Annotated in this window: 5 protein-coding genes; 4 read left to right on the plus strand and 1 reads right to left on the minus strand. The window is 43.1% G+C overall.

The features are described from left to right. Nucleotides 1–350 precede the first annotated feature (350 nt). Nucleotides 351–1538, minus strand: a complete 1188-nt coding sequence (locus tag BW716_RS10155) for a hypothetical protein (RefSeq protein WP_083722430.1) — start codon at nucleotides 1536–1538, stop codon at nucleotides 351–353. 681 nt (nucleotides 1539–2219) lie between these two features. Here BW716_RS10155 and BW716_RS10160 point away from each other — a divergent pair. From BW716_RS10160 to BW716_RS10180, 4 genes are all read left to right on the plus strand, one after another. Beyond that, entirely contained in the window at nucleotides 2220–3206 is a 987-nt protein-coding gene (locus BW716_RS10160; protein WP_083722431.1) for a fatty acid desaturase, read from the plus strand. Nucleotides 3207–3926: 720 nt separating this feature from the next. Then, complete coding sequence (locus tag BW716_RS10170) at nucleotides 3927–5585, plus strand: cyclic peptide export ABC transporter (protein WP_083722433.1); 1659 nt, start codon at nucleotides 3927–3929, stop codon at nucleotides 5583–5585. Nucleotides 5586–5594: 9 nt separating this feature from the next. After that, on the plus strand, nucleotides 5595–11906 hold the full coding sequence (locus tag BW716_RS10175; protein ID WP_083722434.1) for a type I polyketide synthase: 6312 nt from the start codon (nucleotides 5595–5597) through the stop codon (nucleotides 11904–11906). Continuing rightward, nucleotides 11906–13645 (plus strand): carbamoyltransferase C-terminal domain-containing protein, encoded by a 1740-nt coding sequence (locus BW716_RS10180; RefSeq protein WP_083722435.1) that lies wholly within the window; start codon nucleotides 11906–11908, stop codon nucleotides 13643–13645. Before BW716_RS10175 ends, BW716_RS10180 begins: the two co-directional genes overlap by 1 nt. The last annotated feature ends 3 nt before the right edge of the window (nucleotides 13646–13648 follow it).

A 13648-nucleotide genomic window follows, 5' to 3' on the forward strand; every position in this document is an offset into this window, starting at 1 on the left:
GACTTTTTCAGTGCCCTCGCCTGCTGGTAGCCCCTTTTTGATCTGTATGGTGCGAAGGTTAGTTCTTTAATTTAAGTTAGCCCTTCAATGTAGGTTAGCCTTCAATGTAGGGTCCCTTTCAATGCAGGTTAGCCTTTAATGTAGGTTACCTTTCAATGTAGGTTACCTTTCAATGTAGGTCAGCTTTTAATGCAGGTTAGCCTTCAATGTAGGTTACCCTTCAATGTAGGTTACCTTTCAATGCAGGTGACCCTTCAATGTAGGTTCCCTTTCAATGTAGGTTAGCCTTTAATGCAGATTACCCTTTCAATGCAGATTATCCTCTAATGTAGGTTATCCTCTAATGTAGGTTAGTCCTTTAATTTATGGAGGAAGGTGCTGAGTTTAAACAGCAGCTCATCCTGCAGACCGGCTCTCAGCTTAGCTTCTTCATCGGTAATACCGAGTTTACGCATCCGCTGGTAATAGCCATAGGAGCCTCCAATCAGATCAAGGCATTCCTGGATCTTTTGTTTTACTTCTTCTTCTTTACTCTTCTTTTCAAATTCCTTTTTTGAGAGGATTTTGTGCAGGTAGAACACACTATCTCTTGCTTCTACCCATTGCTGTCCACGCTTGTGCTGGGGTTTATAGACTTCCAGGTAGCAATTGTCCAGTGTGAGTACATCGCCCAGTTCTGTCCGAAGATCGATTACAGGGGGGTGTTGTTTACTCTTTTTCAGCAGACCGCTGATCTGAGCCCCTTTTTCGCCGGCACTGACCAGTACCATGTGCAGGGCAGCCATTTCCATGCTGATGGTGATCTTGGTAAGCCGGCTGCCAGCTTTCAGTTTGCCCATCAGGCTTGGATTGGCATGCTCATCAAATACGATATCTTCCACCAGAATTTTGCTGACCATGCGGTAGTTAGGGGTATAGCCTTCCGTATCAGGGGTTTCCTTTTTAGAAGCTTTTACCTTTTCCTGGCGGCGTACGGACTGCAGGTAATCGTCCATCATGCGGAGGTCCTGCATGCGGAGGCGATTATACAGCTCGTGATGGGTGTAGTTGACGACATTGTTCAGCGAAAGCAGGTCATCCCATACATCGCCGTGCTGTGCTTTTTTCAGTTCTTCCAGCACTTCTTCGGCTGGCATATTACGACGGTATAATATTTCCGAGATCAGGAAGATTGAAAAGTCATTGACCGGGTATCCCAGTTCCGGCAGCAGATCATAGGGGCTGCGTTTTTGATCGGCAGCCTGTTGCAATTGATCGATGTCAGACACGACCGGGGCCAGCAGATATCTGCGGGCTGCCGCTCTCAGCTTCTTACTCACATAATCCAGCAGCTGATCGCTCAGCTGACGATGACTGGCAAAGTCATGCAATATCTGCACAAAACGCTTTGATGTAGGCAAGCCGAACTGTAGTAGAATATCATTTTCCATCTCCAGCACAACTGCACCACCGGCCTCTTCCCTGCCGGCCTTCGTCCGCAAATCTGGTTGCTGACAACGCTGATAGTACTCCTGTAATTTCAGTTTTAGCTTATCCATATGTTTTTATCGATTAGGTAAAAATTAATACACATACCTCTCCTGGACCAGTTCGCATGACAATGCCATATGACAAATGTCCATGTGCCGGTATTCGGATACAAATAGTTGTTTTACAACGAATTAAATAATGGGAGTAGTATTGTGAATTAAATGGGAGAATGCAAATCTAACCTTTTTTGGTATTGGAGCCAAATAAGGAGAACATCGGCCTGACTAAAATTCAAACTACACTACCGAGCACTGGTAATGTAATAGTTTGAAAATCAATGTTAGATTATAGAAGTATCGAAGAAGCGTCGAAGAAGCATCGAAGAAGCATCGAAGAAGCATCGAAGAAGCATCGAAGAAGCATCGAAGAAGCATCGAAGAAGCATCGAAGAAGCGTCGAAGAAGCATCGAAGAAGCGTCGAAGTAAGCTTATAGCACGGTCGAAAAACAGTCGAAGAAAGCTACTCAAAATATTTTTCGTGTGAGTCTGCTTGTAAAACAAAAAGAATCAACTATTTTGGACACCAGGCGAACTAATATCAATAGCATATAAATTATTTTTTATATTTTGCCTGCCAGAAGTATTTCCATGCCAATAAGACGAATCATGTGAGACCTATAGAGCGAACAATTTAAGGCGGAATACCACAACAAGATCAGAAACAATTACAAACAATCTATAAACAGCGCATGACTAACAAGCCTACTGATTTTACCTGGAGTACGGATCCAAATCCGCACCATGTGAGAGTTCGACAAATCCTTAAAGAACACCCGGAGATGAGGGAACTCGTAGGAAAAAATCCATACACCATATTCCTGATTCTTGGGCTCGTTGGAGCACAGGTCGCCATATCATACTGGGTAAATGATCATTCCTGGTGGATGGTATTTGGCGCAGCCTACCTGGTGGGTGCATTTATCAGCCATGCCCTGTGGGTAATGATTCATGAGTCCAGTCACGGTCTTATCTTCAAAGGTAAATTACCCAATATGCTGGCTGGTATGATTGCCAACCTGCCACATATCTTCGCCAGCTCCGCCTCTTTCCAGAAATATCACCTGAAGCACCACGCTTACCAGGGTGAACATGACCTGGATGCGGATCTGCCTGATTTCTGGGAAGCCCGCCTGGTAAGCAACAACCCACTGAGCAAAATGATGTGGTTCCTGTTCTTCCCGGTATTCCAGGTAACCCGTACTGCCCGTTTGAACATCGAACTGTTTGACCGTTGGGTGGTATTGAACTGGGTGATTCAGCTGAGTTTTGATATAGCTATTATTGCCCTCATCGGTCCCAAGGCTTTTGTGTTTATGCTGGCCAGCTTCTTCTTCTCAGTAGGCTTACATCCGCTGGGCGCACGCTGGATACAGGAACACTACCTGACGCTGGATCCTGTACAGGAAACATATAGCTATTATGGTCCGCTGAATAAAGTAGCGTTCAATGTGGGGTATCATAATGAACACCATGATTTCCCTTCCATTCCATGGAACAAACTGCCACAGATTAAATCAAAGGCACCGGCTTATTATGATTCATTGCTGTCACATCAGTCATGGTCTAAGCTGATATGGTTGTTTATTTTCAATCCAAAGCTTTCATTGTATTCAAGAGTGTTGAGGAAGGAGAAAGTGAAGATTGTGAAAGAGAAAGAAGAACAGGTATCTCTCTAAATAGAAAAGAGAAATTTATAAAAAAGGGAGTGTATCATACTTTTGATACGCTCCCTTTTTCTTGAAAATGATATTCATTCACCATTGGTGAATTCCCTCTTTCATGAATATTTTCTTTGAAAACGGTATTCATCCCCCATTGGTGAATTCCCTCTTTCATGAATGTTTTCTTTGAAAATGGTATTCATCCCCCGTTGGTGAATTCCCTCTTTCATGAATGTTTTCTTTGAAAATGGTATTCATTCACCATTGGTGAATACCCTCTTTCATGAATGTTTTCTTTGAAAATGGTATTCATCCCCCATTGGTGAATGCCCTCTTTCATGAATGTTTTCTTTGGACAAATCTCAGTGTCCCTTTTTATTCCTTTACAGCTATCGCATATAAATACCAAGCCACATGCGGAAACCATTGCTCCGCCCATCTCCAGTCATAATCCGTCCCGGTCGTCGCATACGATAAATTGAACCTCCTCTTCCAAACTTCAGATAAGGTCTTTATAATTAATAAAGTGGTAAGTAAAGAAATATATGAATGAATGATTTTTTCGGTGAATTGCTTTTGGGACTACTGCAGAGATTTCGACTGAATCACATAATATCTTAATAATATATAGCGCTAGAAAAGACTACCGAAATATGTGGTTTTGCATAAACCGACAGATCGTAATTTACAATGGATTCCCACAACCCTCGGGAAATATTTTCATCCTATTAAGATATGCCTGATCAAAAGAAAAATGATGCTGGTAAAATGAGTGGATTCAAGATCTACGCCAATATGATTCTCCAGCATGCTGATATTCCCAAAAAGACGATCATCTTTAATACGATAGTATCTGGACTTGTTAATGCAATTTTATTATCCACACTAAACAGTGCGGCCAATTCAGCCGGAGAAGGTACCGTAAATATCCGCTACCTGATAGCCTTTGGCGTTGCGTTACTTATATTTTTCATTACTAAAAGGTATATTCTACGGCAGTCTGTTGAGATAGTCGAGAACTCTGTATATAACCTCAGATTGCGAATACTGAATAAACTGCGGCAATGCGATTTATCATCCATGGAATCTATCGGGAAGGACCAGATCTTTACACGTGTTTCCAACGACACCAACTTTATTTCTCAATCGGCGGCAATGATCATCAATGGCTTTCAGGCAGCCATCCTTGTATTCTTTGCATTAATTTATATTGCGATCCTTTCTGTCACCGCTTTCCTCGTTACCATCCTGGTGCTGGTGATAGCGGTCACCTATTATTTCAGAAGACAAAAAGAAGTGAATGAGGCAATGATGCTGACCAATAGGAATGAAGCCGCATTCTATGATCATATAGAAAACCTCGTGGAAGGATTTAAGGAAATAAAAATAAGTTCATTAAAAAATGAACAATTATATTTTGACATTAAACAAACTGCACTGGAAGGAAAAGATAACAAAGTAAAAAACGGTTTACACTTCGCAGTAGGATTCATGTTTTCCGAAATAGTATTTTATTTATTACTGGCATGTGTAGTATTTTTACTCCCGCAATTCCTTACATTGTATGCCGGTACCCTCACCCGCCTTACAGCATCTATCCTGTTCATTATAGGACCACTGGAAAATATTGTCACCACTATTCCCCTGTTCATTAAAGCTATCCACGCTACTAAGAACATACAACAACTGGAAAACAAGATTCAATCATTACGGAATAATGATACCACTCAAAAGAAACAACCACTCCCTCCTTTTGAGGAGCTGAGGCTGGAGAAAGTTTGTTATGAATATATAGATGAGGAAAATCAATCTTCCTTTTCTTTAGGCCCTATTGATCTTGTTTTAAAGAAAGGTGAACTGGTATGTATTGTAGGTGGTAACGGAAGTGGAAAATCAACCATGCTGAAAGTACTTACCAATCTCTATCATCCCAGCTCCGGCCGGATTCTTTATAATGGAAAAGATATTTCTCTTTATGACAATGAAGAATACAGGTCCGTTTTCTCCGCTATTTTTACAGATTTCCACCTGTTTCCAAAGATATATGGTGTGAAAGACCTCAATGAAGAAAAAGTAAATGAGTATATCAACCTGATGGCTCTTTCACATAAAACACATTTCGAGGGATTAAATTTCAGCAATGTAAGACTATCCACCGGACAGCGCAAACGGCTGGCCTTAATATGTGTGTTGCTGGAAGATAACCCCGTTATGATCCTGGATGAGGTAACGGCGGACCAGGATCCTGAGTTTAAAAAGTTCTATTACCTTGAAATACTATCCTCCCTGCGTCAAAGAGGGAAGACGGTTATGATGGTTTCTCATGATGATAAATATGCAGAACAATTCGATAGGATTATAGAAATGGAATATGGTAAAATTATTTCAAAATAGTCAATCGATATGTATCAGCACTTTTCTCAATTATCCAATATCAACGAGGTGCTACTGCAGCGTACCCTGTTATCAGACCAGAAAATTGTTTTTGTTTCAGGCACTAAACAGGAGGAAGTAGTTACGCATCGACAGTTTGTGCAGGAAGCACAGCTTTTACTAGGATATTTTACTGCAAACGGCATTCGTAAAGGAGACGAGCTGATTATCCAGCTGGAGGATAATAAAAAATATCTTATAGCACTTATCGCCTGCATCCTGGGCGGTATTATTGCCGTTCCACTGGCTACCGGTTCCCAGCACGAACACAAGCAAAAGATCAGGAATGCCTGGCAGATCATGCACAGACCATTCCTGTTTACCAATAATGCTACAGCTACCAGGCTGGCCCAATATTTTACTGATCATCATGAAGCAGATAAAATATGGTGGCAGCAAATTCAGCCATCCCTGCTTTTCTGGCCGGATGAATTTGAAGAAACAACAAACACCATAAATACAAATGCGGCACCGGATGAAACAGCCTACCTGCAGTTTTCCTCCGGCTCTACGGGTAATCCGAAAGGGGTAATGATGTCTCATTCCAACGTGTTACATAATACAGATGCAATACTGACCCTTTCAGGCGGTACGCCGGCTGACCATACAATTATTTGCTGGCTTCCACTTACGCACGACATGGGACTGATAGGCTGTTTTTTCACGGCCATACTGGGAGGCCTCAATCTTGTAGTAATCCCTACCACATTGTTTATCCGGAATCCCATGATCTGGATGGAAAAAACCCATCAGCACAGGGCAACAATCAGCTATTCCCCGAATTTCGGTTTTAAATACTTCCTCCAGGAATATAAGGCAAGAGAACACAATCCTGATTGGGATCTCAGTTGTATGAAAGTGATCTATAATGGAGCAGAACAAATATCCAAACCTATTGTAGATGATTTCGCCGCATCACTGAAAGATCAACACCTCGGTACCGTAATACGACCTTCGTATGGTCTGGCAGAAGCCACCCTGATCGTTAGTTCTCACAGACTGCAGGCTCCCATCATTTCTGTATTTGCAAACAGGTTAAGTATAAAAGAAGGCTGTGCCATTGAATTTGTAACGGAAACAACTGAAAACTCACTGGAAATCGTAGCCTGCGGTAAAGCCGTTAACTATGCAAGCTTCAGGATCTGTGATGAAAAACACCAGGTATTAAGCGATGGATGGGTTGGACAGATTGAGTTGAAAGGCCAGGCTATAACAGCGGGTTATTATAAATGCCCCGACGATCAACTGTTTTCGCCTGATGGATGGATAATGACAGGTGATTCCGGATTTATTCATGATGGAGACCTGTACGTTGTAGGAAGACAAAAAGAAGTTATTATTATTAACGGCCTTAACTATTATCCTTATGATATGGAACGGGTACTGGATAGCGAAAACAACCAGGCTTTCCCCATTACCAAAACAGCTGCCGTTGGCGTGCCGGATGAAACAAACAGTGAAGCCCTCGTTATTTTTGTACAATCCAGGCTACCGGAAGAACAATTCCTTCCCATTGCAGCAGAAGCCAGGAATATTATCCTGCAACATTTCGGATTAATTGTAAAAGATGTAGTGCAGATAGGCCGTATCCCGAAAACAACCAGTGGTAAACTGCAACGCACTAAACTGGCAGATGAATATATTGCGCAGAAAAAAATACAGCATCATCCACCCGTTCATAAAAAATATCTGCCACTGCTGAAGGAACTGATATCCGCATTATGCAATATGCCGGATATACAGTATGATCAGCCATTGACAGATCTCGGATTTGATTCGTTGAAAAGCACCGAACTGATAAACAGGCTAAACAACATCACCGGGCTTTCACTCAGACCTACCATCGTATTTGAATATACCACCATTTATAAACTGGCGGAATACCTCGAGAACACTACACAAAACAATATCGTATCCTCACCGGTAAAGCCGGCAACCTTTGAACCGGTTGCTATTATCGGTATGAACGGAATCTTCCCCGGAAATGCTGATAATCCTGAAAAATTATGGGAGATGCTGATGAATGGCATTGACCCCGTAGCAGAAATACCGGCAGCAAGATGGAATGTGGAGCAGTTTAAACCCGGGGAACAAAAAGGCCAGGGCAACGTGCTGACCAACCTGGGAAGTTATACCTCCCATCCGGAACTATTTGATGCCGGCTTCTTTGGTATATCTCCAAAGGAGGCAGTATCTATGGATCCCCAGCAACGGATGCTACTTGAAACGACTTTCCTTGCCCTGGAAAATGCAGGATATACCCTTCCCGAAATCCGCAATACAGATACCGGCGTTTTCGTGGGACTGAGTCATAGTGAATATGTACGCGCACATATGTATGCAGACAATCCGGAAAAGATTGATCCCTACTCACTCACAGGTACCATGACCAGCACTGCGGCAGGCCGGTTGTCTTATTTCTTTGACCTCAGTGGTCCCGCAATCGTGATCAATACCGCCTGTTCCTCCTCTCTCGTAGCCGTACATTATGCCTGTCAGAGCCTGCAATCCGGAGATTGTTCAATGGCCCTTGCCGGCGGTGTAAACCTCATCCTCACACCGGAAACCACCATTGCACTTTCAGAAATACAGGCATTGGCTGCTGACGGAAGGTGTAAAACATTTGATGCAGATGCTGACGGATACGGACGTGGAGAAGGTTGTGCCATGATTGTACTCAAACGGCTGGATAAAGCACTTGAAGATGGTGATACAATATCAGGGATCATCAGAAGCTCTGCTGTGAACCAGGATGGGAAAAGTAACGGCCTTACTGCTCCTAACGTTGTTGCACAGCGTCAGTTACTCAGCAAAGCCATCCAGACGGCAGGAATCGATCCCGAAGAAGTCCGTTATATCGAAACACATGGCACCGGTACCCCACTTGGCGATCCATTGGAAGTACAGGCCATCCTGGAGACCTATCAACCCGGACAGCGAAAACATCCCCTGCTTATTGGCAGCCTGAAATCCAACATCGGCCATCTGGAGTCGGCAGCTGGTATTGCCGCAATGGTAAAAGTCCTGTTATCATTCAAACACGGAATACTGCCACCCGATTTACATTTCAACAAACCTAACCCGCTTATCCCCTGGGAAACAGGTAATATAAAAGTAGTCAATGAACCCACAGACTGGCCCGCCGGCAAAAAAAAGATGGCAGGAATCAGTTCCTTTGGTTTCAGCGGCACAAATGCCCATCTGATAATTGAATCCCCTGAGCTGATTACCTCCGTGCCACCTGTCAGAAGCAGTTACATATGCACGTTATCTGCACACACACCGGATACATTGCAGGAGATGGTTGACATATTACTTTCTGCCCTGGAGCAGGAACAGGATAATATTGGTGAATGCTGTTATAATTTAAACAGGAGAAACCACCTGCTGGCATACCACTGGTATTGTGTTGCAGATAACAAAACACAACTGTTGAGTGCATTAAAAACATTTGAGGCCAGTCAGGTACACAAAACAAAACAGCTACAACCACTGCTGGCTTTCCAGTTTACCGGACAGGGTTCTCAATATTCCGGCATGGGAAAAGAACTATATGAAGCTTATCCCGTATTCAGAAATGTTTTAGACGAATGCGACCGGATCTATCGTTTATACAATAACGGAATATCCATTACAGAGATCATTTTAAAGGATGACCCGGAAAAACGAATAGATCAGACGCGGTTTACACAACCAGCTCTTTTCTGCCTGTCCTACGCATTGTCTGCTCTTTATAAAAGCTTTGGTATTATGCCATCCATCGTACTTGGCCACAGCATTGGTGAAATTGCCGCCTCCTGCATGGCCGGACTATTTTCCCTGGAAAGTGGCATTCAACTCGTGAGTGAAAGAGCACGCCTGATGCAGGAATTACCAGCAGGTGGCGGTATGCTTTCATTACAGATCCCTGAAGCAAAAGCCAGGGAACTGATAGCTGCACAAAACTTTCAGTTACATATTGCCGGCGTGAATACCGCGGAGCAAACCGTCGTTTCAGGAACAACAGATCAACTGGAAAAACTGAGGGTATACATGAAGCAACAGGATATTCTTTGCTTTCCGTTGAATGTATCCCATGCCTTCCACTCACCTCTCATGCAGCCAGCTGCAATATCTTTACTTGAAACAACAAAACACATCCCTTTTTATACAACCACCATTCCTGTTATTTCAAATATAACAGGGCAACTACTTACTACAGAACAACAAGCCGATCCTACCTACTGGTCTGAACATATGCTGCAACCGGTAAGATATTTGGATTCCCTTCAAACATTACAGGAAACCGGGTGTACGATCTGCCTGGAAATTGGCCCCCACCCCATATTAACCAATATGGTGAAAGGGTTACCACTGCAAACAACGGATGCTGTTCCTTCACTCAAAAAAGGGAAGTCTGCCGTAAAACAATTCCTGGAAAGCCTTGCACTACTTCAACAATCCGGCATACAGGTTAACTGGAAAACCGGGGAACCCGGATTTCAGTTACGTCAGCAGGCGGTAATAACTTATCCTTTTCTGAAACAAGCATACTGGTTGCCGTTGACGTCAGGAAGATCCCAGGCATCCCCCCTGCCGGTTAAACATATTGCTGAAAACCGGAACATACAGGAAGTTGTTTATTCACCTGTAACAGCTTTATTACCGGAAGAGCAGACAACCATCACTTCGATGCTGATATTGTATGATGAACTGAAGGCAACTGCTCTCAACTGGCGACGCCAGCTCACCATACAGGGTATTACCGCGCTTACGGCCCACATTTCAGCTATTCCTGTCATACCTGCAGATACCACAGTCTGTTATCTGTCCAACCCTTTTGATGAAGAGTTACCTCTCATCAGTGAGCAGGAAGTATTGAATATGCTGCCCCTGATAGAAAAGATCAATCATACAAACAACACACGATTGATCATTGTTACCAACAATGTACACCAGGAAAATACACTTGTCAATCTCAGCGGCAGCATGTTATGGGGTTTCTTTCTTTCCCTGAAAACTGAGCTGGATTACCTGCCGGTGAGCATCATTGATGTAAATGAACTGAATTACGAACCCGCTTTTACAGCTATTTCCAAACATCTTAATCAACTGGGATTACAACTGGTTATCAGGGATGGTAAATGGTTCGTACCAACTATGCAGTCAGTGTCTGGAAATAAACCACAAAAAGAACTGATCATTCAGTCAGGCAAGGCATACCTTGTGACCGGCGGAATGGGCAGTATTGGTAAACAGGTAGTAACATGGCTGATACAGAAAGGTGCTACACATATTGTAATTACCGGCAGAAGTACCTTATCGGATATACAACATCAACAGTTGCAATTATGGCAAAGTAAAGGATGTATCATTACTTATCTTTGTTGTGATATCAGTGACCAGGAACAATTTGCCCGGTTATTGGCAGCAACCTCCATTCCTCCCATTACAGGCGTGATTCATACAGCAGGTACCTTAAGCGATAAATTACTGATCTCACATACACCCGAAAGCTTTACACCGGTATTTCCGGGAAAAGTTCAGGGTGCCTGGAATATACACCGGTTAAGTAAAGACTGGCAACTGGATTTCTTTGTACTCTTTTCTTCCACCGTGTCCTTACTGGGTAATACAGGACAAAGCAATTATGCTGCTGCTAATTCCTTCCTGAATGCATTGGCCTGTTACCGCAGGGAAAGACAACTCCCCTGCACAAGTATCTGCTGGGGCCCATGGCAGCATTCTGCTATGACTGCCGGACTCACTGCACAATTTGAACAACTGGGTATCCGTTCTTTTGAAGGCCCCGAAGCCCTGCAATCAATGGAAAGTATCATCAATGCAGCTCCCGTATATGCCATTATTGATGTACAACCGGCAACAGCAACACAATCTTTTCCCGGATGGCTGCACCCATACATTCCTGCTCATTGGGTGACCATTAAAAAGGAAACATCCACAACATATATAATACCCACGGACAAAGCCGGCATGCGTAAGCTGCTGGAGAAAACTGCCAGGGAGATACTTGGATTAAGAGCGGATGAATACCTCAATACAGACAGACCATATTTTGAAACAGGTTTTGATTCCCTGATGCTGAATAAATTCAAAAACAGTATTACCGCCACAACAGGTATTCAAATCCCGATATCACACTTTTTTCAATATCCGTCACTATCATTACTTGCAGATCATCTGTTCAAAGATTTAACTATTACGCCGGTATCCCTGATTGAAGAAATCAGCCGGATTTCAGATGAAGAAATAGCCCACCTGTTAAACGCATATACCGTATAATGAAAAAATACTACGTCGGTTTATCCAGCACCTTTCATGATTCTTCTATTGCAATTCTGAATGACCAGGGAACAGTGCTTTTTGCAGAAGCAACAGAAAGAAAATTACAATATAAACGGGGATTAAGTTGCCCTGCTGATAACTTCGATATAGGCCGCACACTGAAGAAATATTGTGATAAAGATGCTTCGTTCGTTATTGCAACTTCCTGGAGTGAGGATTACCTGCAATTGCTGAACAGGATGGAAAGGATGAACTTTTTTTCTGAGAAATCACTCACTAATCCCAAACTGCAGCTGCCTTCAAAATATATCTTTCCCAAGGCGTCTATTTACGCTATCCTGAAACTGCAACATCAATATCTGAAAAATGCCGGAACAGGTAGCCTGCTGGCTATTCAGCAACAATTTTCCGGCAGTGCTGTGAGCTTCAGAAGTTATCCGCATCATCATACACATGCAGCATATGCCTGTTACAGTAGTCCTTATGAAGATGCTGCCTGTGCAATTATAGACGGTTATGGAGAAGGTGGTTCTATCTCTCTTTTTAATTACCAGAACGACCAGTTGAAAGAAGTGAGCCTGCATAAAGGTCCTCAAAGCCTCGGATGGATTTACGAGATGATTACCACCTTGTGTGGTTTTGACTGGTTTACCGGTGAGGAATGGAAAGTGATGGGGCTTGCACCTTACGGCAATATTATTCCGGAGGCGCATAGCTTATTGAAAGAACTCTGCTGGTATGACAATAAGCGATTACATTATCCGGATGATGAAAAAATCATCACCATTACCGGCAAACTACAGGCATTTAAACGTTTACCGGAAAGTAGTCCCTGGTCAGCGGCAGACCTGGCTTTTACAGGACAAACATTTTTTGCAGAGCTGACAACGTTGCTGCTGAAAGACCTTGAATCCATGAAACTCTCGTCCAACCTTGTAATTGGAGGAGGATGCGGATTAAACTCTTCCTTTAACGGAACGGTCACTTCACAAACCGGGTTTGCCCGGTTGTTTGTGCCCTCCGCACCGGCAGATGATGGCAATTCCATTGGAGCAGCCATGCTTGCCTTAAAAGAAGATAACCCCGACATTCGCTTAGGTAGCAAACCTTTCTTCTCTCCTTACCTGGGTTCTGTTATACAGGAAGATGCCATTAAAAGAATGTTACAGCTGGGAAATATCAGTAAGATCAGGCACCTCCCACTGAGTATTCACAAAGAAACAGCTGTTAAACTGGCAGAAGGCAAGCTGGTGGCATGGGTACAGGGACGCGCAGAATTCGGACCACGATCCCTGGGAAACCGTAGTATACTCGCCGATCCAAGACCGGCAGACATGAAAAACCGCATTAATTCGAATGTGAAATTCAGGGAAGAATTCAGACCATTTGCGCCTTCCATTCTTCATGAATATGGACATGATTATTTTGAGAACTATGAGGAAACACCTTATATGGAACGTACCCTGATATTCAAAGAAGCCGTGAAAGAAAAAATACCGGCGGTAGTGCATGCAAATCATACCGGTCGCCTGCAGACAGTAAAAAAGGAGTGGAACAGTGCTTATTATAAATTGATTAAATCATTTTACGATATTACCGGTGTACCAATCGTATTAAATACAAGTCTCAATATCATGGGCAAACCCATCCTGCATTCCCTGGAAGATGCCATCGGCATGTTTTATACTACAGGACTGGATGTATTGGTGGTAAATGATTATATGATTGAAAAATAATCA

It is taken from the genome of [Flexibacter] sp. ATCC 35208 (genome assembly GCF_001975825.1).
Taxonomy (GTDB): domain Bacteria; phylum Bacteroidota; class Bacteroidia; order Chitinophagales; family Chitinophagaceae; genus Chitinophaga.